Annotated in this window: 21 protein-coding genes and 1 tRNA gene; 14 read left to right on the top strand and 8 right to left on the bottom strand. The window is 51.9% G+C overall.

Annotated elements, in window-relative coordinates; all coding sequences use genetic code 11:
• Positions 1 to 5: 5 nt before the first annotated feature.
• The 3 genes from SH449x_RS18585 to SH449x_RS18575 all read left to right on the top strand — a co-directional run bounded on the left by SH449x_RS18585 (position 6) and on the right by SH449x_RS18575 (position 1,706).
• Entirely contained in the window at positions 6 to 878 is an 873-nt protein-coding gene (locus SH449x_RS18585) for a hypothetical protein (protein WP_482377573.1), read from the top strand.
• Positions 875 to 1,525 (top strand): RNA polymerase sigma factor, encoded by a 651-nt coding sequence (locus SH449x_RS18580; protein WP_482377572.1) that lies wholly within the window; start codon positions 875 to 877, stop codon positions 1,523 to 1,525. The genes SH449x_RS18585 and SH449x_RS18580 overlap by 4 nt, the downstream gene beginning before the upstream one ends.
• A gap of 105 nt (positions 1,526 to 1,630) precedes the next feature.
• Positions 1,631 to 1,706: transfer RNA gene (locus tag SH449x_RS18575), tRNA-His, on the top strand.
• A gap of 131 nt (positions 1,707 to 1,837) precedes the next feature.
• Here the strand turns inward: SH449x_RS18575 and mqnC are convergent.
• Both mqnC and SH449x_RS18565 read right to left on the bottom strand, forming a co-directional pair.
• Positions 1,838 to 2,980: a cyclic dehypoxanthinyl futalosine synthase gene (gene mqnC / locus SH449x_RS18570; RefSeq protein ID WP_482377571.1), complete on the bottom strand. Its 1,143-nt coding sequence runs from the start codon at positions 2,978 to 2,980 to the stop codon at positions 1,838 to 1,840.
• A 64-nt stretch (positions 2,981 to 3,044) separates the two neighbouring features.
• Positions 3,045 to 3,959, bottom strand: a complete 915-nt coding sequence (locus tag SH449x_RS18565) for a menaquinone biosynthetic enzyme MqnA/MqnD family protein (RefSeq protein WP_482377570.1) — start codon at positions 3,957 to 3,959, stop codon at positions 3,045 to 3,047.
• A gap of 146 nt (positions 3,960 to 4,105) precedes the next feature.
• Here SH449x_RS18565 and pabB point away from each other — a divergent pair, with 146 nt between their 5' ends.
• From pabB to mtnC, 3 genes are all read left to right on the top strand, one after another.
• Positions 4,106 to 5,584, top strand: coding sequence for an aminodeoxychorismate synthase component I (gene pabB / locus SH449x_RS18560; protein WP_482377569.1), 1,479 nt, complete (start codon positions 4,106 to 4,108; stop codon positions 5,582 to 5,584).
• A 99-nt stretch (positions 5,585 to 5,683) separates the two neighbouring features.
• The gene (locus tag SH449x_RS18555; protein WP_482377568.1) at positions 5,684 to 6,070 is read left to right on the top strand and encodes a hypothetical protein; all 387 of its coding nucleotides are present in this window, start codon (positions 5,684 to 5,686) and stop codon (positions 6,068 to 6,070) included.
• A 68-nt stretch (positions 6,071 to 6,138) separates the two neighbouring features.
• The gene (mtnC, locus tag SH449x_RS18550) at positions 6,139 to 6,885 is read left to right on the top strand and encodes an acireductone synthase (protein ID WP_482377567.1); all 747 of its coding nucleotides are present in this window, start codon (positions 6,139 to 6,141) and stop codon (positions 6,883 to 6,885) included.
• A 24-nt stretch (positions 6,886 to 6,909) separates the two neighbouring features.
• Here the strand turns inward: mtnC and SH449x_RS18545 are convergent, their stop codons facing one another.
• The 4 genes from SH449x_RS18545 to carA form a co-directional block, all read right to left on the bottom strand.
• Entirely contained in the window at positions 6,910 to 8,280 is a 1,371-nt protein-coding gene (locus SH449x_RS18545) for an ATPase, T2SS/T4P/T4SS family (RefSeq protein WP_482377566.1), read from the bottom strand.
• Positions 8,281 to 8,325: 45 nt separating this feature from the next.
• Positions 8,326 to 9,516 carry a type IV pilus twitching motility protein PilT gene (locus tag SH449x_RS18540; protein WP_482377565.1) on the bottom strand — a complete coding sequence of 397 codons (1,191 nt, stop codon included), beginning with the start codon at positions 9,514 to 9,516 and terminating at the stop codon, positions 8,326 to 8,328.
• A gap of 116 nt (positions 9,517 to 9,632) precedes the next feature.
• On the bottom strand, positions 9,633 to 10,400 hold the full coding sequence (hisF, locus tag SH449x_RS18535; RefSeq protein WP_482377564.1) for an imidazole glycerol phosphate synthase subunit HisF: 768 nt from the start codon (positions 10,398 to 10,400) through the stop codon (positions 9,633 to 9,635).
• 8 nt (positions 10,401 to 10,408) lie between these two features.
• The gene (gene carA, locus SH449x_RS18530) at positions 10,409 to 11,551 is read right to left on the bottom strand and encodes a glutamine-hydrolyzing carbamoyl-phosphate synthase small subunit (protein ID WP_482377563.1); all 1,143 of its coding nucleotides are present in this window, start codon (positions 11,549 to 11,551) and stop codon (positions 10,409 to 10,411) included.
• 350 nt (positions 11,552 to 11,901) lie between these two features.
• Here carA and SH449x_RS18525 point away from each other — a divergent pair, with 350 nt between their 5' ends.
• The 3 genes from SH449x_RS18525 (at position 11,902) to SH449x_RS18515 (ending at position 13,719) form a co-directional block, all read left to right on the top strand.
• On the top strand, positions 11,902 to 12,105 hold the full coding sequence (locus SH449x_RS18525; protein ID WP_482377562.1) for a hypothetical protein: 204 nt from the start codon (positions 11,902 to 11,904) through the stop codon (positions 12,103 to 12,105).
• A 78-nt stretch (positions 12,106 to 12,183) separates the two neighbouring features.
• Positions 12,184 to 12,336 (top strand): hypothetical protein, encoded by a 153-nt coding sequence (locus tag SH449x_RS18520; RefSeq protein WP_482377561.1) that lies wholly within the window; start codon positions 12,184 to 12,186, stop codon positions 12,334 to 12,336.
• 66 nt (positions 12,337 to 12,402) lie between these two features.
• Positions 12,403 to 13,719 carry a replication-associated recombination protein A gene (locus SH449x_RS18515; protein WP_482377560.1) on the top strand — a complete coding sequence of 439 codons (1,317 nt, stop codon included), beginning with the start codon at positions 12,403 to 12,405 and terminating at the stop codon, positions 13,717 to 13,719.
• Between the two features lie 665 nt (positions 13,720 to 14,384).
• Here the strand turns inward: SH449x_RS18515 and SH449x_RS18510 are convergent.
• On the bottom strand, positions 14,385 to 16,079 hold the full coding sequence (locus SH449x_RS18510; protein WP_482377559.1) for a peptide chain release factor 3: 1,695 nt from the start codon (positions 16,077 to 16,079) through the stop codon (positions 14,385 to 14,387).
• Positions 16,080 to 16,209: 130 nt separating this feature from the next.
• On the bottom strand, positions 16,210 to 16,686 hold the full coding sequence (locus SH449x_RS18505) for a hypothetical protein (RefSeq protein WP_482377558.1): 477 nt from the start codon (positions 16,684 to 16,686) through the stop codon (positions 16,210 to 16,212).
• Positions 16,687 to 17,013: 327 nt separating this feature from the next.
• Between SH449x_RS18505 and SH449x_RS18500 the strand changes: the two genes are divergently transcribed.
• The 5 genes from SH449x_RS18500 (at position 17,014) to SH449x_RS18480 (ending at position 24,783) form a co-directional block, all read left to right on the top strand.
• On the top strand, positions 17,014 to 18,423 hold the full coding sequence (locus SH449x_RS18500) for a hypothetical protein (RefSeq protein ID WP_482377557.1): 1,410 nt from the start codon (positions 17,014 to 17,016) through the stop codon (positions 18,421 to 18,423).
• A 286-nt stretch (positions 18,424 to 18,709) separates the two neighbouring features.
• Positions 18,710 to 20,215: a hypothetical protein gene (locus tag SH449x_RS18495; protein ID WP_482377556.1), complete on the top strand. Its 1,506-nt coding sequence runs from the start codon at positions 18,710 to 18,712 to the stop codon at positions 20,213 to 20,215.
• Between the two features lie 26 nt (positions 20,216 to 20,241).
• Positions 20,242 to 21,432, top strand: a complete 1,191-nt coding sequence (locus SH449x_RS18490; RefSeq protein ID WP_482377555.1) for a prepilin peptidase — start codon at positions 20,242 to 20,244, stop codon at positions 21,430 to 21,432.
• A gap of 73 nt (positions 21,433 to 21,505) precedes the next feature.
• Positions 21,506 to 22,999 carry a sialate O-acetylesterase gene (locus SH449x_RS18485; protein ID WP_482377554.1) on the top strand — a complete coding sequence of 498 codons (1,494 nt, stop codon included), beginning with the start codon at positions 21,506 to 21,508 and terminating at the stop codon, positions 22,997 to 22,999.
• Between the two features lie 287 nt (positions 23,000 to 23,286).
• Complete coding sequence (locus SH449x_RS18480; protein ID WP_482376812.1) at positions 23,287 to 24,783, top strand: ISKra4 family transposase; 1,497 nt, start codon at positions 23,287 to 23,289, stop codon at positions 24,781 to 24,783.
• Positions 24,784 to 24,785 lie beyond the last annotated feature (2 nt).

Genomic DNA, 24,785 nt, shown 5'->3' with positions numbered 1-24,785 from the left:
CAACTATGAAATCCCTCATTGCGATCAAGTTAATCGTAGTTTTGACCAGTGGAGCATCCCATGTAGAGTCTTTTGCTGACCGGCAAGACGAAGCCAGTTCCCATTCTGCTCAGCAACCAACCGAAAACCTGCAAGACGACACTGGCGTCCCAAACACTGGCGTCCCAACGGATAAAACGGTGGAGTGGAAAGCTGAGATCGATGCTACCGCTTTTATGAATAGTCTCGAGACCGTGCTAACCAAAGCGATTGAACTCATCAAGACCAAGGCCGAAATGGTACAAGCGTCAGAAACATCTGGAGATTCGGATGGCATGAGCGAGGGAGCTTCGTCGACTGAGAGACCGCTGGTTGAAACCGCGAGTCAAGACGTTGGCACGAAAAGTGTCGGCGAGCAAGATTTTCCCTCTTGGGTTTCGGAAGCCGAGGGAGGAGTGACCTCAAAGGGAGATCATACTTTTTTAGTTGTTACGATCCCTCACACAGACGTTGCCTCCTGCACGGATGATTTAGCAGACAAGCTACCTTCCGAAGTGCTAACCTATATCCACAAAAAAATCCTGCGTCACACCAGCGTAGAAAGCATCCCATTCTTGAGCGCAGACTACATTCAACGTGAGATTTTGAACGTGAATTCGGACCGCACTTTTACCAAGACCCTCGTACGGCCCGGCGGGGAGATGTATCAAATCTATAGACAAGTGACGATTCCGGCTTCGCACGTTACGAAGATCCTTAACTACGAGCGTGACATCGTTTCGGGAGAGCGATCCGTGCGTATCGGAGCAGGAACGGCGGTATTGATAAGTATGGTTGGTGCCATGTCTGGGCTGTTGGGATTGTTGTCGCGACGCGAAAAATCAAAAGGGATGGCATGAGGATAAGCAGAGGCGAAAAAACTCCCACCCCAGAAAAGATGCTTGTCGATCAGATTCGATCAGGCGAGGCAGACGCATGGCAAATGCTTATCGACAAATACGAAGGTCGTCTATTGGCCTTTGTCGGCGCTAGACTGGTTGATCGCTCCCACGCAGAGGATATCGTCCAAGACACCTTTATTGGGTTCTTAAATAGCTTGCCCAATTTTGACTGCGAACGGCCACTAGAAAGCTATCTTTTTTCGATCGCAGCATACAAGCTGACCGACCATTTGCGCAAACAGGGTCGTAGGCAAACGCAAGCATTCTCCGCTCCCGATGAGTCAAGCGACGGAGCTCAGCAGGCCCCCGCTCCTTTTCGCGCTGTGAGCAGTATCCTCCGGAGCGGCGAGCGGAGAGACGCAGAAGAAATCGCGTTGGCAGAGGCGCTGCAAGAACAGATCGAAAAGTGGAAATCCAAAGGGGACTTCACCAAGCTTATGTGTATAGAATTGCTGTTCGTTTCCGGCGCAAGCAATAAAGTCATTGCAGATCGCCTAAAACTGACAGAACAGCAGGTCGCCAACTACAAGTCAGATTTTCTAATCCGCACTAAAACCTTGCTCAGCCGGCTCGCCAATCGGGAGGCTTTTCCCGAGCTGGGATAAGAGTCGGGCAAAATCGCCCACGGCAAAAAAACAAATCCTGAACCAGGATTTCAGAAACGGTTGACGGCGAGACTGACAATCGCTAGATTTCTGAGAATGTTGTACGGTGGATGTAGCTCAGTTGGTTAGAGCGTCGGATTGTGGTTCCGAAGGTCGCGGGTTCGAGCCCCGTCTTCCACCCCTCCAAAAACCCTAGGATTCCCAGCGTTTCCTAGGGTTTTTTCATGGCCCTAAGAAACTAAAAGAAAAACTACTGCTGAACATCCCCTGTCGCTGGTGACCTTGGAGTGAAGCTAGATCGCTCGCCATTCGCTAAGCTAGGACCGGAAGAGCTTGATCCTTACGACGGTTCGCCAGGATGGCCTTTTGTTCGAGTTCATCTCCTACGAGCCGATAGAAAACGTCCCGCTGTTTTGCCTCGAAACCGTACTCTTCGATCGCACCCCGCATTTGATCAAGCGTCAAGAAATGCACGGTGCCGGCTTCGGCAACCACGTTCTCCTCAAGCATCAGAGACCCCATGTCGTTGGCTCCGTAACTCAAGGCTAACTGGCCAATTTTGAGCCCTTGCGTTACCCATGAGCTTTGGATGCTGGGAACATTGTCCAAATAAATTCTAGCGACCGCTTGCGTCTTGAGGTATTCATGAGCACCGGTGGGAGGAATGTGCGACATGGCTGTATTGTCAGGTTGAAAAGTCCAGCAAATAAAAGCTGTAAACCCACCGGTCTCATCCTGCAACTCGCGCACACGCCGCAAATGCTCGACTCTTTCTGCTAACGTTTCCACGTGACCGAACATCATGGTTGCAGTGCTGTTTCCACCGAGCTTGTGCCATACCCGCATGACATTGAGCCAGTCGTCCGACATCACTTTGCCCCGGGTGATTTCCGAACGAACCCGGTCGACGAGAATCTCCGCCCCCCCACCTGGAATGCTTCCAAGCCCGGCCGCTTTGAGGCGCTCCAAAACCGTTTCTATCGACAGTTTGTTCACCTTGGTAAAATGATGCAGCTCTGGGGGGCTGAAGCCGTGAATGTTGACGGCTGGAAAGTGACTCTTGATATCTCGGAGCAACTCCTCATACCAATCGAGGGTGAACTTGGGGTGCAAACCACCTTGCATCAAAATTTGATTACCCCCCAGCTCAACGGTTTCACGAACCTTTTCAAGCAGTTCCGCCCGGGGAAGAACATAGCCCTCGTCGCTTTTGGGGGTTCGGTAAAAGGCACAGAAATCGCAGACAGCTGTGCAGATGTTGGTGTAGTTGATGTTGCGATCGATGTTGTAGGTTCTATAGCCCTCGGGATGCTTGCGTCTGCAGATCGTGTCGGCCGCCTGACCGATCTTGGCCAGCTGGTTACTCTCCAAGAGGCACAGTGCATCCTCATCAGAAAGCCGTTCTCCGCCGAGAACCCGTTCCAGGATATGGTCAACTGATTGGCTTATTGTCATGGTTTCCTCAGCGTAATGTCTCGATGCGTTTCCAAGACGAAATTCTCTCGATGTGGTTTTGCGATCAATCCGCGATTTGGGGCCGAGCGACCAGCTCGTCGATCAATCCAGCACGTTGGCAACGAAACCGGAATTCCTCCAAACCTCGGAGAGCATCTTGGTCCAAATCAAAAAATATGTAATTGGTCAGATAGTCTAAGCACTTGGCAACAGTCAATCCATAAGTGTTGCAGCATTGCTCGCAAATATCCAGAACTGCTCCTCTTCCCCGCTCTTTCGCTTCGTCCAGCATGCGTCCCAACCGGACCTCGTCGATGCTGGATTCCCTAGTGACCCAACCCGCGAAAACGAACGGCAATCCAGTCCATTGAAACCATTTCTCTCCAAGATCCCACGAGGTTTTAAAGGAACTCTCGTAGTTCTCGGGGTGCATCGCACGGTCACCGATTAGCAGAACCGCATCCGCATCGATCAGCTCGGGATCATCCGCCATGTGAAGCATACATGTTTCGGGACGAAGCCCCAACATCTCATGCATGAGCAATTTCGAGAGCGCCACGCTAGTACGAGAGCCCTCGTCTAGAGCCACTCGCTTCACTTGAGACGGCTCGGTACGAAAGAACAAGCGAACGGACCAAACAGGGCCTCGGGATACAATGGCGGATTGAGAAACGAGTTTCAACCCCGGAGTCTTCAAATATTCAAAAGCTGGAATGAGACCAACATCGATATCCCCGGCCTTGATCTGGTCCGCCAAACGGCTGGGCAAGTCGGTCGTCAATGCACCAATTCCTTCCAAATCCTGTGCTAAACCGTGGATGAGCGGTTTGGAGTTCAGATAGGAAACCGCCCCGATGCGAACGAATTGGCTCGACTGTGACAACGGTGCGATCTTGCTTTTCGAGGAGGTTGATAGCTCGCCCCACGTCGGGGAGACCGAAACAGGTAGGCTACTCGTATTCGTGCTCGTTGTCACCATGATTTTCGCCGGTACCAGATGTAGGTGGTATATCCTGTAGGAATTCCTCGCGATTCTTCCATTCCAATACGACTTAACCGATAAGCAGGCAGGAAACATAACCAGAGGAGCTTGGAAGGCAAGGGCGTGCACCTACAATAACAACCATGACAGATACCCTACGTAAGCCATTGTTCCAGCAGCTTGACCCAGCCATCACCCCCGAGGCTGTTTTTCACGGGCTAAAAGGAAGACCGTACTGCTGCTGGTTGGACTCGGCCCTCAAGGGGGGCGGGCGGGGTCGCTACTCGTTCGTATGTGCGGATCCGGTGGAGGTTTTTGAGCTAAATCACCCCGTCGCGGATCCGCTTTCCAAAGTTCAAGGTTGGCTCGACCTTTTTCCAGCTCTAACGGTCGAGGGATGCCCACCCTTTCAAGGAGGCGTAGCAGGCTATTTGGGCTACGAGTTTGGGCGTTGCATAGAACGCATCCCTTCGGCTGAGCATGACGAATTTTCGACACCGCTGGCTGTTCTCGGTCTTTACGATGTCGTTTTTGCTTGGGATCACGAACAGGATACGGGTTGGGTTTTTTCGCACGGGTTCACGAGGGAGCAAGGCAAATCTGATTTAGGTGAGGGGGCTTGGCAGGAGCGAGCCGCCGGTAGACTAGAGCAGTTCATGAGCTGGGTCGACACCAGAATATCGCCTGAACCGGAGCAAACGCGACCCAATTGGCATGCCATGGCTCACGGCTTGACCGCCGAACAATTCGAAACGCGGTTGGGGGGAGGTTGGCTCGGAAACTTTGATAGCCAAGGCTACCAAACTGCTGTCCAGAAGGCCCGTGACTACATCTTTGCTGGCGACATTTTTCAGGTCAACCTATCGCAACGTTTGTTGTGCCCGGCGAGGTGCGAATCGACTGAACTTTACACTAAGCTCCGTCAGGTCAATGCGGCTCCCTTTGCGGGCTACTTTGATTTTGGCAGCGGGCAGATCATCAGTGCTTCTCCCGAGCGTTTCTTTCACGTTCGCGACAGATGGATTGAAACAAGACCGATCAAAGGAACTCGTCGACGAACCGGATGCGCCGAGGAAGATGCAGTAACGGCCAATGAGTTGCTCAATAGCGAAAAGGATCGCTCGGAGAATGTGATGATTGTAGATCTCTTGCGTAACGATCTTTCCCGAGTCTGCGATCCTGATTCGATGCGAGTCGAGCAACTTTGCCAAATCGAAGAATATCCCTTCGTCCTACATCTAGTCAGCGTAATCGGAGCACGACTACGCAGGGATGTGCAATGGGCTGATGTCATGCAAGCCGTCTTTCCCGGAGGAAGCATCACGGGCGCTCCCAAGGTGCGAGCGATGGAGATCATCGCCGAGCTCGAGCCAACGGTGCGCGGACCTTATTGCGGCTCGCTCGGTTACGTTGGAACGGACGGGAGCATGGATTGGAATATTCTCATCCGAACTCTGACCGCCTCGCGTGGATGGTGGCAATTCCAAGTAGGAGGGGGCATCGTGGCTGACAGCCAGCCATTAAGCGAAGAAGAAGAAACGTGGACAAAAGCAGCGGGGCTGGTTGCGGCTATCGAGCACGGGTCCGCACCATCGTTGCAACCCGCAAATGCCGAAAGATAGCAAACGGGAGGATCGCGAAAAAGCCTACAAAAACGGTTCTGACAGCAGCGATCTGGGCGATAGATTTCGCAAAGCACTTTGCACAGGAGAAGGGAATCTATGAAACGTGTTATCGCTTTATTGTTGGCAATCGGGGCCTCTTATTCGGCTTCATTAAATACAGCAAATGCAGACGGTTTTCTCTCAGGCACCTACCTGGATCCGGCCCTGCAACGCGAGGATATCCTTCGATATCCCATTATCAAAGCGTGGCCGGAATATCGTTACACCTACAACCGGCCTCGATACGTTGGTGGACACATAGCGAGCGTCATCGAGCCAAGTAGCCAAGAAGCTATGGCATGGAGATCGAGCGTGAACGCGGGCCACTACCGAAACCATGCTGGCCGATGCGTTCCGTTGTACTACTATCCAAAACCCTGGGAAGCGATCAATACCATGGGGAGGCCTGACCTCCCGAAGCCAGAAGACGTAATCATTCCCTGAGCGGTCCCCTTGCTGCAATCGGCCACTTATTCTAGCAACCGCTCTTACACGTAATTGAGTCCGATTTGATGGTAGAGCTTAAAAGTGTCGACATCGTTCTCCTCGACATTGAAGGCACGGTATCAGACGTTCGCTTTGTTTACGATGTGATGTTTCCTTTCGCGAAACAAAACATGAAGTCGTTCTTAGCCTGCAACGTTGACTCTGCCGAGGTTCGGGCGGCAATACTTCAGGTCGCTACGGATGCAGGGTCCGAGCCGAACCACTTGAATCAGCGAACCGGCCCGAGCAACACACATAGCGGCATAGATATCGATCGACTCGACGAGCACTTGCAAAATCTGATGGCCGCAGACAGCAAGTCGACGGGGCTCAAGGCTCTGCAAGGGTTGGTTTGGAAGTCGGGGTTCGAGTCAGGGGAATTGCGGGCAGAGTTGTTTCCCGATGTCGTCCCGGCATTAAATAGTTGGGTGTCACGTGGCATACGAGTCCATATCTACTCGTCGGGAAGTGTGCTGGCTCAGCAGCTGTTCTTTCGTTTCACAACTGAAGGGGATTTGAGCAATCTATTGTCGGGACATTTCGACACGACCGTGGGTAAGAAGCAGGAGCCTGGCAGCTATCAACGAATATCGCAACAAATTGGTGCAAGCCCGGAGCGAATCCTATTCGTATCGGATATCGCTGAAGAGCTAATCGCTGCAAGTTCTATTGGCATGAAGGTTGTTGCAAGTGTCCGCCCTTCCAACAAACCACTGCCGAGTGATTACGCAGGTGAACGCGTTGATTCGTTCGCCGAAATACGCTTGGCATAATCACAAGCGTGGCGACTTGCCCGACTATTTGCCGGACAGCATCTTCTGGATTTCTTGAAGTGACGTGTGCCCGAGAGCACAAGCGGCAATCCCCTCTTCCTGGAAGCCAAGATGATTTCGCTGCTTGGCAAATGCACGGATCTTATCTGGCTCGTTGACGTACTTGATGACCGCTTTTTTCATTTCGTCATCGAGCTTAAGTAGTTCAAAGATTGCCATCCGGCCGTAGTACCCTCGCCCATTACACTTCTTGCAAATCTCGATTTCAATCGGCTTGCCATTCGCATCCACCCGCTGCTCTGGTGGTGGTGGGATCGTTGGGTTGTAGAGCTTTGCAATGCGTCCCGCTGGCACCCCTAGCCTTTGTAGCAATTGTGGATTGGGTTGGTACGGCTGCTTGCACCTATCACACAAACGACGAACCAGACGCCCGCAAAGCACTGCGGTCGTCATCTTTAGGATGTTCTTGGCTTGCTTGGGGTAGAGTCGCAAGACCTGGAGCAAAGCATCGATGCAGTCCGTCCCCACGATCCGGGTGATGGAGTGCCGCGATTGTACCGTTACTTGATCGTAAATAGCCTCAACGACATCCTCATCTATCAGAGACGGCATGACGAGCACGTCTGGTTGTTTGAGTAACAGTTTTGATAGAGTCGCAAGCGGAGGTTCAGTTACTGAGTCGTACGAAAAGGGAGTGACGTTAATAATCTCGGGTTCCGGATCGTTCTTGTCTTCCAGGGAAACGAAGTCCCGAACGAATTTATCGGTGTTTTCCAAGGCAACACGCCACAAAGTTGGTAAACCATGAGTGGGTGGCGAGCTAATGATCACCAATCCTTGGTTACCCTTCATATAAGACAAAAAGTCTTTGATCATCGAATCACGCATACCGAGTTCTTCAAGGGTCTTGAGAACAGGTTTTTTCGTATCGATCGAGATCAGAACTCGTTCTCCATTTGGAACGCCAACGCTGGTGAAGGATACAACCCAGTCGGTCTTCAGGAAATTGGTCCCGAACTTGGCCTCTTGTTTTGCGCGGCGTTCGGCGGGATTTAGGCCGAGCAGTTTCTTCATGGCGACCAAAGCAGCATCGGCTGTTGGCCTATCCATCGGAGGCAGCGTTTCCCAAACCCCGTCGATGCGATAACGCACCACGGCTCCCTGAGCTGAGAAATCCATAAGGATTCGATCGGCCCTGCCGCTGATGGCATTCACTATGACGATCATCGCTAGAGGGTAGCCAGGCAATTGCCTGGCCGCGATCGTAAGCCCCTGGGCTTCATCCCGAGAGATTCCCATCTGCTTGATTTCGATCGGTGGAGCTACGAGTTGGCCATCGCCCGCCGCCTCGCCCGCTTCTTTTTTCGCTTTCGATTTTTTTCGTCCGAAGATCATGTTGGTCTGGTTGCTTTGTTTGATAAGAAAATACAGCGGAGGGGATTAGATGATGCCAGGCTGGCTGACGTTGATGCCCTTCAAGGCCATCTTCAAGGCATCTGGGTTCGGTGCGACTTCGAACGCAGTGGGGCGATCGATCAGATTGTCATCGATCAATTGTTTGAGCGACATGGTAAAGTCTTGCATACCCTCGGCTGCACCGATGCGAATAGCATCCCCTAGCTTTTGATCCTTGCCCTCGAGAATCAATTTACGAATCATCGGGGTAAAGGTCATGATTTCACAGGTCGGTACTCGGCTTACTCCTTGCCGAATCGATGGTAGCAATTTTTGAGCAACGATGCCTTTCATGTTAAAGGCCATCGCATTTCGAATCGCGCCGTGGAGCTCTTCTGGAAACAAGTCCAAAATACGACCAATCGTCGACGGAGCGGTCGAAGCGTGGATCGTTCCGAACACCAAGTGCCCCGTTTCCGCCGCATGGATGGCCGTCATAAACGTTTCTTGATCCCGCATTTCTCCGACGAGGATGATGTCTGGATCTTCCCGAACCGCGTGCTTCATTGCGATTTCAAAATTCTTAACGTCGGTCCCTACCTCGCGTTGGTTGATCAGACATTTGTCTTCGGTGTATACGAATTCGATCGGATCCTCGAGCGTAAGAATGTGCTTGCGGTAGTTCCGATTGATCCAGTTTAACATGGATGCGATGGTGGTACTTTTACCAGACCCTGTCACTCCCGCCAGCAAGATCATCCCTTGGTCGAACTTGCAGAGATCCTCCAAGATCGGCGGCAAGAAGAGGCCTTCGAAGTTGGGGATGAAGTTGTTAATTCGCCGCGCGACCAAGCCCGGTCTACCCAACTGCTTGAGCATGTTCACCCGGAACCGCCAGTTTTCTCCGTCGAGGTTGACCGTGTAGGAAAAGTCAGCTCCGCCTTCTTCTTCGAAGATGCGACGGTTTCGGTCGTCCAACATCGGGATTAGCAAACGGACCATTTCCTCCACTTCAATCGGTGGGCGATTCAAAGGTTTCAGGTCACCCTTGACCCGCACGATCGGAGGAGTACCCACTTTCAAGTGCAAATCGCTACCTTCGAGTTTCACGCAAGCCTTGAACAACTTGTCGACCTCTAGCTCCTCTTTTTTGACGAGCAAGGATGCAACCAAGTCATCCGAGGTTGAAGGGGGTGCACTGGTTTGAGAATGATTACGAGCTTCCGCGATTGCCATGTCGACTCAAATTAAAATAGAGGGTTACAAAATCAACCACCGACATATTTTAGTCTACAACGGTGAATTTCCCCACTAACAATCCGGGGCAGTTGTGACTTTCTACCGGCGACTTTCTACAGACGAACCGGGACGCCGTGCTCCGCCATCAGCTTCTTGGTCTCAGCGATCGTGTATTCCCCGAAGTGGAATATGCTGGCAGCGAGGACTGCATCAGCTTTACCGACTCTAATGGCATCGACGAGGTGAATGGGGGCACCAGCCCCACCGCTGGCGACCACTGGTATCTCCACGGCATCGCTCACAGCTGAGGTAATTGGCAGGTCGTAGCCGTCTTTTGTGCCATCTCGATCCATGCTGGTCAGAACGATTTCTCCCGCTCCCAACTCCTCAACACGCCTCGCCCATTCGACGGCTTCGAGTCCAGTTGGTAGCCGGCCGCCGTTGATATGGACCTCCCAAAACTCTTTGCCGTTCCTCAAAACGCGCTTGGGATCGATGTTTACGACAATGCACTGGGAGCCAAATCGCTCTGCGGCTTGCCGTACAAATTCGGGGTTTCGGCATGCGGTCGAGTTGATGGACACTTTGTCACAACCGGCCTGAAGTAACGCTCGGATATCGTCAAGTGTCCGAATCCCACCCCCGACAGTCAGAGGCATGAAGACTTGTTCGGCGGTTCTGCTGACGACATCCAGCATGATCCCCCGGTCCTCATGACTGGCCGTGATGTCTAGAAAAACGAGCTCATCCGCCCCCTCGGATTCGTACCGCTGGGCGATCTGCACTGGATCACCCGCGTCCCGAAGATTCAGGAAATTGGTTCCCTTGACGACGCGCCCCTGATGAACATCCAGGCATGGAATCACTCTTTTGGCGAGCATGGGCAGTTTTAACCGTTTGCGGATGAGTTCAGCGACTTTTGGAATTGGTCAAACAGGTAGCTACTGTCGTGCGGCCCCGCAGAGGCTTCGGGGTGGTATTGAACGCTGAATGCATCGTGCTGTTTGTGGCGAACACCAGCGATCGTATTGTCGTTTAAATTGCGGTGCGTAATCTCCAAGCAATCTGGTAAACTCTCTTCGTCAACAGCGAACCCATGATTCTGAGAGGTGATCTCAACTTGGCCTGATACGCAGTTCAGCACAGGTTGGTTGGCTCCGCGATGTCCGAACTTCAGCTTGAAAGTCTTCGCCCCCGCCGCGAGGGAAAGTAGTTGATGGCCCAGGCAAATACCGAAAACCGGTTTCTTTCCAAGCAGATTTCGGATCGTCTCGATAGCATAAGTCAACGGCTCCGGATCGCCAGGTCCATTGCTCAGGAAGACACCGTCTGGGTTGTGCGAAAGAATTTCTTCTACTGTCGAACTGCCTGGCAAGATCGTGACGCGGTTGCCACGGAAGGCGAGATGTCGTGGTATGTTCCACTTCATCCCGAAATCGAGGCAAACCACATGAGGCTTGGCCCCAGATGCCGACGCTTCATCTCCCTTGGTCGAGAATTCGTGAAGTGCTTCGCTCCACTCGATAGCCTGTGATGGCATGACTTCTCGGACCAAGTCTCGTCCGACTAATCCTAGGCTCGATTTTGCCTTGGCAACAAGCGATTCACGGTTGTGATCGACTGTCGAGATGATTCCTTTTTGAGCCCCTCGGTCCCGAATGCGGCGAACCAAGGCTCGCGTGTCGATCCCGGCGATAGCGACGATATTGTTTCGCTTGAGATAATCCGACAACGAATCCTTTGCTCGATAATTACTATAAATTCGGCTATTCTCGCGAACGATAAACCCGGCAATTTTTGGAGCGGCAGATTCCAAATCTTCCAGATTGACCCCCACGTTGCCAATCATGGGGTAGGTCATGGTTACGATCTGACCTCGATAACTGGGGTCGGTCAGGATCTCTTGATAGCCTGTGAGCGAGGTATTAAAAACGACCTCGCCATCTCGCTCTCCCTCGGCTCCGATGGAATAACCCTCGAAAACAGTGCCGTCTTCCAGGGCCAAAAATCCTGGCGTTCGCTGACGGATCAAAATGGAGAACCCTTATTGCTGGAGGTTTTGCTCGCGCTCCGCGATACGGGGTACAACTGAGGCACGAGCAGAAATTATTCGTTAAGCCTGCGAGAATGATAAGCCAGGGGAGGCTTTTTCACTAGCCCTGAGCAGAAAGTCGCGAGGAACCATGTTCCGGCTGCCCATAACCGAGTTCGTCCCGTTGTTCACCTTAAACGACCCGAGGATTGTGCATCAATCGCGGAAATCCATCGAGCAAAATTCCGGCAATCAGTTGAGCAAATCTCCTCGTCCAGCTACCTTAAAGATCGTGCTTAGCTCCGAAAAACGGAGCCAACAAACAATGTCACATAGTAAATCGATTCCAGATGCTCTCTCCTGAAACCCTCGAGACCTACCGCCAAATGACTCCAGGCGAGCGATTAAGAATTACATTCCAGCTCATGCAGGGTTGTGATCAAGCTCTCCTATCGGGAAGTGCAGAGCAAGTGTTTCGCAAGTTTGAATTGTTGCACCGTGAGAACGATTTGCGAAACGAGAATATGTTACAAGCAATTGCAAGGACTCGATAAAAACGGTGGAGAACCCAGTCGTAAAAGCCCTGTGGGAGATCGTAGACTCTCTGGGTCGTTTCCCCCGAAGATCTGGTCTTGCTTAAACTCATAGCCAATCGGCCCAGGGACTTGGTTGACGTAACCGACTTGCTATTCATCCAGGGACAACTAGACGAATCGTACATGCAACTCTGGGCCGCCCGGCTCGGCATCACCGACCGTCTCAAAACTGTCCTGGAGAAGCCGTAAAGCGGCTCACCACCGAGTTTGCTCGGTGGAACAGTGACTAACGGGCTTGAACCCACAGGAGTTAGCATGGATTTATTCACTCACGTCGAAAAAGAAAATCAACAAAAAACGTTACCTCTCGCGGCTCGCATGCGTCCAGCGACCCTGTCGGAGTTCGCTGGCCAAAGCCACATTCTGGCTCCAGGAAAACTGCTGCGACGCTTAATTGACGCCAAACGATTGCAATCGATCCTCCTTTTCGGACCTCCCGGCACCGGGAAAACGACGTTAGCCTACTTGCTCGCCAAAGAAACCAACGCCAAGTTCAAGCAACTGAACGCAGTAACCAGCGGCGTCAAGGAGCTCCGCGAGGCGTTGGAATGGGCCAAGGATGAAGTGGCTGTAACAGGGATTCGCCCCATCCTATTCATTGATGAGATTCATCGATTTAACAAGGCTCAACAAGACGCCTTGCTGCCCGATGTTGAGCAGGGAATCGTTACCTTGGTGGGTGCCACCACGAGCAATCCCTTCTTCTCAGTGAATGGAGCCCTGCTGAGTCGCTCGCAGATTTTCGAGCTCGAGCTACTCAGCGAGTCGGACATCCGATTGCTACTAGAACGTGCTTTGGTCGACAAATCGCGTGGCCTGGGAGTTTATGCTGCCACAGTCACGGACGACGCATTGACCTTTTGCGCGAAAATGGCCGAGGGGGACGCACGACGAGCGCTCGGAGCCCTCGAGCTCGCGGTGCTGTCGTCTGCTAACCGTCCGATCCGAGTGGACGTCGACGACATGCGAGAGAGCATGCAGAAAAAGGTCTTGCAATTCGATCCCACCGGACAGCAGCACTATGATATCGCGAGCGCCCTGATTAAGAGCATTCGTGGCAGCGATGTAGATGCGGCTCTCTATTGGCTTGCTCGCGCTTTGGAATCAGGTGAGGACATTCGTTTTCTTTGTAGACGCCTAGTCATATTGGCAAGCGAGGATATCGGCAATGCCGACCCGCAGGCTCTGACTTTAGCCGTTGCAACCATGCAAGCATGCGAGTTTATTGGTTTACCCGAGTGCCAACTAACGCTGTCGCAAGCGACCATTTATCTCGCCTTGGCACCGAAAAGTAATTCTGCCACCGCCGCAATCGGAAATGCGAGGAAGGATGTGCGTGAAGGGAGTGTCATTCCCGTTCCCAGGCATCTGCGAGATGGGCATTATCCCGGTGCAGCCAAGCTTGGGAATGCGGTAGAGTATCAGTATTCGCACAACCATGCTGACGGTGTCGCGGCTCAGGACTACCTCGGTGTCGATCGAACCTATTACGCTCCAGTGCACCGAGGCTTTGAGACAGAGCTGGCTTCGAGATTGGAAGTAATAAAATCCAAATTGAAGCATCCAGAGTGATGGCAACATTTGTGCAAGAGCGTCAGCTCGACGGTAGAGGTTCAGCACTCAAACCACCCATCAACCTCGCAGGAAACTTCCCGTAATAACAGTACCACCCACCGTCCAAACACTGAGGAACCCAATGCTGTGGTACCAGCGACACCTGCCTACCTCTATCTGTCCCGTTAGGGACGATTTAGGCTATCTCGCCACCGCCCCTGTCATCATTTTGCCTTTTCGATCGAAGACTCCAGGAGCCAACCATCAATCAGGTGTCTCGACAATGGTTCTTGCGAAAAAACACAATGGAAAGGGACGCTACGATCGCGATCCAGTCCCATTGTATGCCAACCGCCAAGGCCATTCTGGGATGAAAAATGGACAGCCGTAACATCACCATGCGATTGGTAGCCACCTTTTGCATGCTACACGGTGATAAGCGAAGGGAAGTGAGTTACTCGTGAATACTCCTAGCTTGGGGGGCTCGCAAAAATCACCTCCGTCCCCTTATTGCCTCGTTGAGTCCTGATTTCGTAGTGGACGAAGCGATGAGTCCTGATTTCGTAGTGGACGAAGCGATGAGTCCATTGGCACGGGAGACCGCCTGCCAAAGCCCTCAAGCGATTCGTGCCATATTCGTCCCAAGCAGTCGGGCCTCGTTGCCTCGTCCACTACGTGAGGGGTTACCGCTCGGCGGTTAGGTCGGCGACTGACGTTCTCGATTCGTGGATCGATTCGAACGTAACACCTGGGTTTTCTCGTTCCAAGTTTCTTAGATCCCATTCGGATTGCAATAGAATCGCAGGGCTGCCAAAGGAATCGAGAACCAGCTTCGCTCCATACGGAGTTTTAAGATCGTCCGCTTCGATATCCTCTTTTCCTCGATACCAACGAGCATGCTTGTATGGCAGCCACTGCACCCGCGAAGGTGCGTTGTATTCGGATTCCAGCCTGAACTGTACGACATCGAATTGCAGTTCTCCGACCGCTGCTAGAATCGCATCTTTTTGACGTCCCCTCGAGTAGAAAAGCTGGATAGCCCCCTCCTCGACCAATTGTTGAATTCCTCGGTCAAACTGCTTGCGACGCGAGGTGTCAGGACACGTAACACTCGCAAAAACTTCGGGAGAGAACTGCGGAACCCCCGGATAGCGAATCGGATCTCCTTGGAATAATGTATCACCTAAACGCAATTCTCCTGGGCATACGACTCCTATAATGTCCCCCGGATAGGCTTCGTCCATGGTATGGCGTTCACGGCCGAATATCTTCAAAGCTCTCGGCAATCGAACGCGATTCCCAGTTCGTTCTACGACGACATCCATATCCCGCTCAAATCGACCAGACCCGATACGAACGAAGGCGACACGATCCCGATGCATCGGGTCCAAATTCGCTTGGATCTTAAATATAAAGCCAGAGAATTCACTCTTCGGTGCTTCAGTGTGTTCCGAAGTCGCTGCTTCGATGCTAGCTGCTCCCACACCCGGCGGTGGGCAACGCTCGATGAAACCTTTTAAGAAGAGCTCCATCCCATAATTGGTCAACGCACTCCCGAAGAAGACAGGAGTCTGCTCACCAGCTAAAAACAATTCCGGCTGATACTCGTGTCCCGCTAGTTGAATGAGTTCCAACTCCTCCTTGGCGATTCCGATTACTTTTTCGTCGAATACATCGATCCCTCGACCTCGCTCCGATTCTTCTCGCAATGAATCGAGAGCGATATTGCCGTTTGACAAATCGTTCCAATTGAGTTGCAGAGTGCTACCGCGACGGTCCCCCGTTTTATCCAGGAAGACGTGCAGTTGATCGCTCGCAATATCGACGATCCCCAAAAACTCTTTCGAGCAACCAACCGGCCAATTCACCGGTACAGCCTGAATCGAAAATTCCTTCTCGATCTCAGACAGAATCTCTAGCGGTGACGTTCCCGGTCGATCGATCTTGTTCACAAATGTGATCACCGGAATCTTTCTGGCGGCGCAGACCCGGAACAGTTTCTCGGTTTGCGTTTCGATCCCCTTCGCGGCATCGATCACCATGACCGCAGCATCCGCAGCCATCAGCGTGCGATAGGTGTCCTCGCTAAAGTCATGGTGGCCAGGAGTGTCCAGCAGATTGATCTGCTTGCCGAGATACTCAAAGGTAAGGACCGTCGAGCTGACCGAAATTCCCCGCTGCTTTTCCAATTCCATCCAGTCGGATTTAGCAGCCCTTTGGGACTTTCGACCTCGAACCGCACCCGCGATTTCGATCGAGCCACCAAACAACAGCAATTTCTCCGTCAACGTCGTTTTGCCGGCGTCAGGGTGAGAGATGATCGCGAAAGTACGTCGTCGCAATCGCTCTTGTTCAATATGTTGCGGAGAAGTTGACATAAATGCTGGTGGCTCGAGACGACGCCGGATGGCTTAGGGGCGAATGACTTAGGAATATGAATTGACGAAAACGCTACCAGGAAAGGCTGTATTTCGCCAGTCTTAGAACCTTACTTTTTCCATGAACGAGCTACGAGAGCGTGATTTGCATCTCGGCTGCCAGTAATTTGACCCCTTGCATCCTGATCCCGTTAATCGCATCCCGAATCTGGCTCGCCTTTTCCAGTTCGCCTTGGGCTTTCAAGCGAGCTTCCTCCGCTTCGAGCAGTTTGGCGGTACTCAGAGCGCTTTCTATGGCGTGCCAGACGGTGTCGCTGGTGCTACTGGGGCTATAGCGGATCTCGTTTTCCGCTTGGTTCGATCGCAAGAAGGCCTTCGATAGCTCTCGGAATACGGGGTCCGAAGCAATGTCTACTGGGATTGGGCTGTTGGTTGAATTTGTGGGATCCGTCTGCCCACTGATCTGAGTCGGTACGGGCTCGTCATCGCCCGCCCTAACCCCGCTGATCCAGGCCGCTCCGCACAATCCTCCCCCTATGAACGCCATCAGCCCCAAGCACCAAGCTTGACCATATCCGATTCTTCCTTCGCGAAGTCTGAATTGCATTGTTGTGGTAACCCTTTCAAATAGCATAGAGCGAATCGCATCGCGAACAATTGTTTAAGCCTAAAGCGGGCCTGATTCTAACCTCACTGAGCCAATCGCAAAATCGAAAGACTAATTGAATGCTAGCATTCGGGATCGCAGTTTCGCTAATTTGCGGAACTAACCTCTTTTCCTACAATGATTTCTCTTTACGCGACCAAACCAAATCCTCTATGATCTCCAAGTCACGCAGGATGCGCACACACTAGGTACAGCCTTCCGATTCCATGGAATGATTAATCGCTCAGGGCAAAAGCAATGACAGGTCTACTCTCAATTCTATTGACGATGCTGCTCCCGCAAGTGGGACTCTTGCCTGGATTGCAAAACTCGCAGTCGATAGAACCGACCAGTGGATGGGAGCTTGATCAACGCTCCCAGAAGTTTACTTTCATAATTCAGATTCCCCCTAATCAGATCGAGTCCTTTGCCCAAGGTCCCAGCGGAAGCGAATTGCCGGTTCGCATTCCCGATCGATTGGTAGGAAGAATCGAGCAACTCGCAATTCGTATCGACAACAAAGAATTGCCACGCGTCGATCCACCCATGCTCAACTCTCGCTCCCAAGCCAGCATTGAGCCCACGATTCAGAACCTAGCCCTGATGCGATATGCCCCTCAGGCGCCGACTAATATTGGGCAATGGGAAAACAATGTCGGCTGGCAGCTCGATAATCAATCCGGTCGCTACACCTATTTGGTTCAAATTCCAGTCAACAATCTCCAACAGTTTATGTCGGGGCCGACCGGCAACGAAATGATCATCCCGATCCACCCGACGGTAAAAGATTACGTCGAACAGGTCACAATTCGGATCGGCAATGGAACGCTACCTAAAGGCGCGATTCCGCAATCTGTTCTTGCACGGTATGACGCTCTGGGAGATGACAATATCCAAAACTTGGGGGGAAGCAGCCTGGGCGGCGTACCAGCTTTTATTGACCCTACCCCCATCGCAACCCAGTCCGATTTTGGGCAACCGCGCGGCGGCCAAGGAGCCGTGCTCCCAACCAGCCCTGTAACTCCCAATTTCAACAACAATCTCCGAAACGATTCTTCGTCGATGACGAATCCCTCGATGACAAATCCTTCCATGTCGAATCCTCCGAGGGCAACCACGAATGACTTAGTCAACAACAATCGCGATCGGGATATGGGCGTTGGTTCGCGGAACAACAACCCCATGCTGAACAACATGCTAGGGCGCCAAGACACGCCAGACCCCCGCGGCTGGGCCGGTCAGGGATCAGACCGAGGCGTCATGCCGACGCAAACTCAACCAATGCTGCCTCCTGCTATGCAGCCTGATTATGTAAACACTATGAATCCCGCCTACGCACAAATGGCCAGCAATCTGTTTCCAGCTAACGGTAACGCTGGATTCAGCAACGTTCCAACCAGCGCCTTTCAGCAAGGCCCTGGGGGTAACCCCTTCACGCAAGTTTCCAATCCGCAATTCGCGGGCAGCGTTCCCCCTGCAGTCCCTCTCGTAGCTAACTCCAACACAGACACTACACCTCAAAAGGATGTTACTCCGCCAGTCATTGAAAAACCGAGCATAGGATTTAATTGGGCGTTGGCCGCTCTAGTGCTGCTTGGCTTCAACATCTACCAATTCTTCTGGATGTCCAATGCCCGGATCAAGTACCGTCAAATGGTGATGAGCAAGCGGAGCACCCGTCTCGAGCCAACCATGTAGCGGAATCGTAGACCGCCAATGCGACAACCCCCAACAGAGATGCTATAATGACGACGCTAGCTAGATCTGTACCAACTAGCAGCTCGCGGCATTTATCGGCGGGGAAGCGAATCGCATGTCAAATTGTTCATCTCTCTCCAGGGTACTGCTTAAGCTGCAACTGCATTTTAAGTCACAACTCCAATCTGTAGCGCAGAGAAGCTGGCATCCCTTACCAGCTTTGGGCAAAAAACTTCTCACAGCATTCCTGGCTTGTTGGTTCGTGATGTGCTCCGTGAAGTGCTCCGTGCTTTTCGCGCAGAGCGGCCCTGATCGATTGTTTGAGTTATCTGCTCCAGGACTGGATAAGCCTTCGATTGCAAGATTGAACGATGACGAATTAACCATAATCGATCCAGCAGGAACCCAGACCTCGTACAAGCGATTGACTCGTTATGATACGCAGGATGGCAATTGGATCAGCTACAGTTCCCGAGAAGCCAAGCGGGTGATCCGATGGCCGACCAGCGGAACTGGTCCTATGCAAATCGGAATACTGCGAGACGGGAGCATTCAATTCACAACGAGCCGGATGAAAGTCGATGAGCTAGTGCGCACAGATGGCTCCTCTCCTAAGGGGGACGGTGGCTCGAATCGTGGCTCTGGTTCGATCAAACCTATCTTGCCAGACACCGGAATCGAACCTCCAGGCATGAATCTCGACTTGCCCACTCCGAGCCAAGTTCCTCAGACCACCTCGCAGCAATCCTCGGTCACGGGTTTTGATGGCGACTCAATCTTGCCGATGCACTTTGGGGTCGGTTCCGCATCGACGCGGCAATTTCTGTCACTTCGGGGCAGCAATCAGTTCGGGCTCGTGTCGCGTGCGACCGACATCGCTTCCGCTTGGTATATCGCTTCGATTGGCAACGGGCTCTTTCGAATTCAACAACAAGTTGGAAGCCAGTGGATGGCGGTTGGAGTCGATGGGAGGCTGCGTATCGCGGCTGGGGCTCGGCACCCCGTTGGGTTATTTCCTATCAGCAACAATATCGGGCAACTCTGGCGCATCAATTCGTTTCAAAGTGGCTATTGCTTCGAAAGCGTCCATTTTCCTGGTATGGGATTAACATGGGTGAACTCCTCGGGTCTCTTCCTGCAACCGATCGTCTACGATCCATGGCAGATTTGGTACCCCCAACAGCCCATCATTACGCTGCCACCTCCTCAGTTCCGAACAGTCCAGCAGCAAGTCATCCCGAATCCCGATCTGCCCCCCATCAACCTAACGCTGCTCAACGCTCATAGAGACGAGGTCCTGCTTCTCTTCGCCGATCGCCGTATGCCGGACAACCCGCAAAAGATTCGGATACCCGCTGGCAAAAAGGAAACGATCTCAATTCAGCGAGATGCTGGGGCCACGATTGTGGAATCGGTAGAAATCATGGATGCCTTTGGCAATTGGTCGCAACAACAGTACAACATCCCTATTCCCGCTGCGGTTTTGTACGATATCAGCGTGTACGAGATTTTCTTGCAATCGATCGCGATCGATCGAACCGGCAAGAGTCCGAATCCCATCGAGGATATCAATATGCAGCCTCGTAGCATCGGATACTTTCTCGTTCCTCCAGGCGATACGCTTCGCGAAGACTCTGTACTCGATGTCTACAAAGTGGCTACCAACGCACGGAACCCAGGAGCAGTTCGTCGACTCTCACCTGGCGACTTGAAACAAGGCGATGCAAGTGGTGACCAAGATCCACTACGAGCCATTTTGCAACAATTTCAAAAACAACGGGCTGCGTTTTAAGCCACACGATCGGAAAGAATGAAACCTTGAGCCTAGAAGAAGTTTCCCAAGGAGACCAAAGCCCGACTGTTGAATTCAGTAATAATGTTGAAGAACCAACTATAAGCAAAACAGTGCGTCGCAGGCGACGAAGAAAGCAGCGAACGAATTGGTATTTGCTGACTGTTGCAATTGTCTTAGTTCTCGGTTGGGCTCTCTACACATTCGCGTGGCCACCGGTGCAGCAGTCCATACGAATCTATTTGCAACCTAACCGCGCCAAATTTGAGCAAGGTCTCGAATCCCCAGTCCGAGAACTGTATCACACTTGCGAGTATCTGGCAGTTATCTGGTTCTTCTATCTGGGAGCGAGTATCGGGAGCTTCTTCAACGTTCTTGCCGGTAGATTGCCTGAAGGCCGAGGGGTGGTCTTCGGTGGTTCTAAATGCCCGTTCTGTCAAACACGGCTGAGTTTCCGTGATAACATTCCGATACTTGGATGGTTAGCATGTCAAGGGCGTTGCAGCACTTGCAAACTACCGATTGCGCCTAGGTATCTGCTGGTCGAGGTCTTAGTAGGAGCATTGTTTATTCTCATCGCGGCTCGCGAACTGTTCTCAGGAGGTGCCAATTTGCCCAATTTCAATGTTCTGATGTATGCCGGGATTATTTGGACAGTGTTCTATCCCAAATGGTATCTCATCGGAGCATTTGTTTTTCACGCCATGTTCTTTGCATCGTTGGTGATGCTGGCGATGGCCGATCTGGAAAAGTCCAAATTCCCATGGCGAGCCATTGGCGTTTTCGGCATTTGCTTTGCGGTCGCGAAACTGCTGTATCTTCCATTGAGCTTCGTGCAATGGTTTGCTTGGTTGCCTATCGCACCGCCAGCCTTGGGAGCAATCGTACATGTAGTCGTGACCCTCGTGGTGGGTGGTGTGGTCGGCTGGTTGTTCGGCGTTGCCACGTCCAGATTGCTTCCAATTTATGTGCAAAAAAAGTCCCGAACGCATTACCAGCAAGCCTACTTGCTGGTTGGAATCGTGCTCGGCTGGCAGGCGGTTTTTGTAACAGGAGTGGGCGTTTTAGCATTGAGCTGGATGAGTTCCCTATTGGCTTCACTGAGATCGAAATACCGTTCGCAGCTCTTTTTTGGGATTCTTGTCTCCACAATTCTTGTTCACCATATGTATTGGAGACAAATCGACAGTATCATTAAACCTCTCGTTGATCGCTGAAAAAAGGCTTCGGTTTTTGTCAATCTGGAGCCGCTCGATCGTTTTTACCTCCCTCTCCTACACGGTGCTCACCATGAAGAAATTGACTTGGATGCTCGCTATCGTCGCTGCAAGCTCGACAACCAGCAATATTTGCTTTGCAGAGATTAAACTTCCCAATATCTTTACCGACCACATGGTCTTGCAGCAGGGGCAGGAAAACAAAATCTGGGGCAAGGGCAAGGCGGGTGAGAAAGTTACGATCACCGTCGAAGACAAAAAAGTAGAAACGGTCACCGATGAGCAAGGCAATTGGAGTGCCAAGCTACCCGTGTTAGCAGTGGGGGGGCCGTATGTGCTAAAGATCGCTGGTGAAAACACGATCGAGATTCAAGATGTGTTAGTGGGTGAGGTTTGGATTTGTTCCGGACAATCCAATATGCAATGGGGCGTCAGAAGCTCGAACGATGCTGATCTCGAGCGGCTAACGGCAAAGTATCCACAAATTCGCATGATCAACTTTCCTCAAGTCGGAACCCAGGAGCCGATTTGGAGCCACGACGATCGAAAATGGAAAGTCGCATCGCCAGAAACGATCAATGATTTTTCAGCCGTTGGCTATTTCTTTGCAAGGCAAATTCATCAATCGACTGACGTACCTATTGGGATGATCAATAACGCTTGGGGTGGTTCGTCGTGTGAAGCTTGGATCGATCGGTCGGTCATCGCTTCGGAATTTCCACAACTCAACGAGCGATGGGTTGCACTGGAAAACTCATTGGCCGAACTCAAGAAAAAAGAGACTCTGACAGATGACGAAAAACGAGCTCTTGGTAATCTGACGGGTAACTCGCGACCATCCAACATCTATAACGGTGTTCTCGTCTCTCATTTGGGATACGGAATCCGAGGCGCGATTTGGTACCAGGGGGAATCGAATGCAGGACGGGCGTATCAGTATCGCAAACTTTTCCCTGCCATGATCAAGAATTGGCGAGACGCTTGGGGGCAAGGTGATTTCCCATTTTATTGGGTTCAATTGGCGGATTTTCGAGCCGAGGAAACCGAGCCCACCGATAGTGACTGGGCAGAACTGCGCGAGGCGCAGACCATGGCCATGGATGCCGTTCCTAACTCGGGACAGGCCGTTATCATCGATATTGGTGAGGGGAAAGATATTCACCCGATGAACAAAGTCGATGTCGGGCGCCGCCTAGCACGCTGGGCTTTGGCTAGGGAATACGGCTTTTCGATCGATTATCAAAGCCCACGGTACAAATCCATGACGGTCGAGGGGAACAAAGCGGTTTTGTCGTTCGATCACGCGGCGCGAGGATGGCGGCCCTTTGACGTAAATCAACCAGTTGGATTCACAATCGCCGGCGAGGACAAGAAATTTCACAAGGCGACTGCGGCCATTCGCAAGGATGGAACCATCGAGGTTTCGTCGCCGAATGTGCCTGTCCCGGTTGCCGTTCGATACGCCTGGGCTGACAATCCGGTTTGTAACATGTACAGCTTCGCCGGTTTGCCTCTGACACCGTTCCGCACCGATACTTGGCCGGGCATTACAGAAGGTCGAGAGTAAGCAACCGAAGGAAAATCTTCTATCGAACCCTCCGCAATCGATTGCGTAGCGTATATTGGATCTTAAGAAAACATGAACTTAAACTCTGTGGTTTCGACCACAGAGTCGTTCCTTTACGGGTGTGACCGGCTCATCGTTGCTTAGTCGGTAGTGAGTCGCGATTTGCTAGCACAAGATATTGTGGCATCATTTCCGGCGACAACCAATTGGTTTCGTTTTCAGTATTGAGAGAGATAATAAGGGTAACGGCGAGCTTTTTCGTCGGTTCTCAATCACGGAGTCAAATCATGAACGAATCGTTGGATTTCCAGAATGTAGATTGTATTGTCGCACAGCTTAAAGAGCTGGCTAACACAGCTTTTCGTACGGGGCAAGCGATCGACCAAACGGAGCTTGATTTACACAAGCGACTAATGGCTCTCGGACATGCATTGATTGGAACAATCATCGAGCAAGCAGGCCAGGGAGATGTTGGACCTACCATCGAGAAGAAAGGGCGAGTCTATAATCGAATGCCCAAACGGACTCGGAGGTATCGCTCCATCTTTGGCGATTTCAGAATCGAACGCTACGTCTATGGAACAACACCCGATCAAGCGATCCAAGCCATTCCTTTGGACGAGCATTTAGGGCTCCCGCAGAATGATTATTCCTTGGTCTTCGAGTCGTGGGTCGGAACTCATGCGACCGAATCTTCCTTCCATAAAGCGGTTGGGTTACTGGAACGAATCACGTCACTCCACGTCCCAGTCGACAGCGCCGAACGGATCGGAAGCCGATTGGGAAAATCAGCGGCCTTGGTACTCGATAATCCGCCATCGATCGATCGAGCTACCGAGGCAGAACTCTTGGTCCAAACCAGTGACAACAAAGGCATCCCGATGGTACGCAAGCAAACGGAAAAAACACCTGTGGGTGCTTCTGTCGAACGCATGGGCCCCAAGCCGGGGCAGAAACAAATGGCGTGCATGGCCGGAGTGTATACCGTAGATCGCGATGTTCGAACGGCTACAGAAATCATTGATGCTTTATTCCATGAGCCTGAGTCAGGCGAGACAAGTAGATCAGAAGCTAAGCCGAAGAATCCTCGGTACTTTGGGGCGTTGACCAAGCATGATTCTAACGGAAACGTGATCGGTAAGTCCGCTGAAGAGCAAGCTCAGCAATGGCTAACTGCCAATACGCTCCGACGCCACCGAGAGGGTCAAGAGATTTTGGTTATGCACGACGGGCAACCATCACTTTGGAACTTAGCGCATGAGTACCAGGAGGGATGGAACACGATTGAAATACTGGACCTGATGCATGTACTTCCGCGAATCTGGGCAGCCGCGAAGATCATCCAACCAGATTCGCAAAGCTCGTATGTTCGCGAACAGCTGCTGCTACTGCTTAAGGGAACCGAAGGTCTAATGATCATAGGAATCAAGACTGCGATGAGACGCAAGGGCATAAAAAAAGCACAACGCGAAGAGCTTGGCAAGATCGTGAAGTATTTGGAAAACAACCGCTCACGAATCAAGTACGGTGAGTATTTGGCAAAAGGCTATCCGATATGCACTGGGTATATTGAAGGAGCCTGTCGGCATGTGCCCAAGGATCGAATGGAAAAGAGTGGGATGAGATGGAAGGAAAAAGGAGCCCAGACCATGCTGAACCTTCGCTGCATCGAAGCGAGTGAGCTTTGGGATGTCTTAGCCACAACGCACCGAACGGTAAACCTCTCGATCTACGGTAAGAAACGAGTGAACTATAGCGATCAGTTCTTGGCAATGGCGTCGTAACT

The organism is Brakhagea baltica (assembly GCF_052161605.1).
Taxonomy (GTDB): Bacteria; Planctomycetota; Planctomycetia; order Pirellulales; family Pirellulaceae; genus JBKCUI01.
Note: the sequence above shows the minus strand (reverse complement) of the source record. Positions and strands in the feature narration are given on the sequence as shown.

Excerpts from the sequence above, each read along its gene's own strand:
- SH449x_RS18515 (WP_482377560.1), top strand. The coding sequence starts at position 12,403 with ATGGATTTATTCACTCACGTCGAAAAAGAAAATCAACAAAAAACGTTA.
- SH449x_RS18480 (WP_482376812.1), top strand. The coding sequence starts at position 23,287 with ATGAACGAATCGTTGGATTTCCAGAATGTAGATTGTATTGTCGCACAG.
- mqnC (WP_482377571.1), bottom strand. The coding sequence starts at position 2,980 with ATGACAATAAGCCAATCAGTTGACCATATCCTGGAACGGGTTCTCGGC.
- SH449x_RS18545 (WP_482377566.1), bottom strand. The coding sequence starts at position 8,280 with ATGATCTTCGGACGAAAAAAATCGAAAGCGAAAAAAGAAGCGGGCGAG.
- SH449x_RS18525 (WP_482377562.1), top strand. The coding sequence starts at position 11,902 with ATGCTCTCTCCTGAAACCCTCGAGACCTACCGCCAAATGACTCCAGGC.
- hisF (WP_482377564.1), bottom strand. The coding sequence starts at position 10,400 with ATGCTCGCCAAAAGAGTGATTCCATGCCTGGATGTTCATCAGGGGCGC.
- SH449x_RS18540 (WP_482377565.1), bottom strand. The coding sequence starts at position 9,516 with ATGGCAATCGCGGAAGCTCGTAATCATTCTCAAACCAGTGCACCCCCT.
- mtnC (WP_482377567.1), top strand. The coding sequence starts at position 6,139 with ATGGTAGAGCTTAAAAGTGTCGACATCGTTCTCCTCGACATTGAAGGC.
- SH449x_RS18580 (WP_482377572.1), top strand. The coding sequence starts at position 875 with ATGAGGATAAGCAGAGGCGAAAAAACTCCCACCCCAGAAAAGATGCTT.
- SH449x_RS18485 (WP_482377554.1), top strand. The coding sequence starts at position 21,506 with ATGAAGAAATTGACTTGGATGCTCGCTATCGTCGCTGCAAGCTCGACA.
- SH449x_RS18500 (WP_482377557.1), top strand. The coding sequence starts at position 17,014 with ATGCTGCTCCCGCAAGTGGGACTCTTGCCTGGATTGCAAAACTCGCAG.
- SH449x_RS18510 (WP_482377559.1), bottom strand. The coding sequence starts at position 16,079 with ATGTCAACTTCTCCGCAACATATTGAACAAGAGCGATTGCGACGACGT.
- SH449x_RS18555 (WP_482377568.1), top strand. The coding sequence starts at position 5,684 with ATGAAACGTGTTATCGCTTTATTGTTGGCAATCGGGGCCTCTTATTCG.
- SH449x_RS18565 (WP_482377570.1), bottom strand. The coding sequence starts at position 3,959 with ATGGTGACAACGAGCACGAATACGAGTAGCCTACCTGTTTCGGTCTCC.
- pabB (WP_482377569.1), top strand. The coding sequence starts at position 4,106 with ATGACAGATACCCTACGTAAGCCATTGTTCCAGCAGCTTGACCCAGCC.
- SH449x_RS18505 (WP_482377558.1), bottom strand. The coding sequence starts at position 16,686 with ATGCAATTCAGACTTCGCGAAGGAAGAATCGGATATGGTCAAGCTTGG.
- SH449x_RS18585 (WP_482377573.1), top strand. The coding sequence starts at position 6 with ATGAAATCCCTCATTGCGATCAAGTTAATCGTAGTTTTGACCAGTGGA.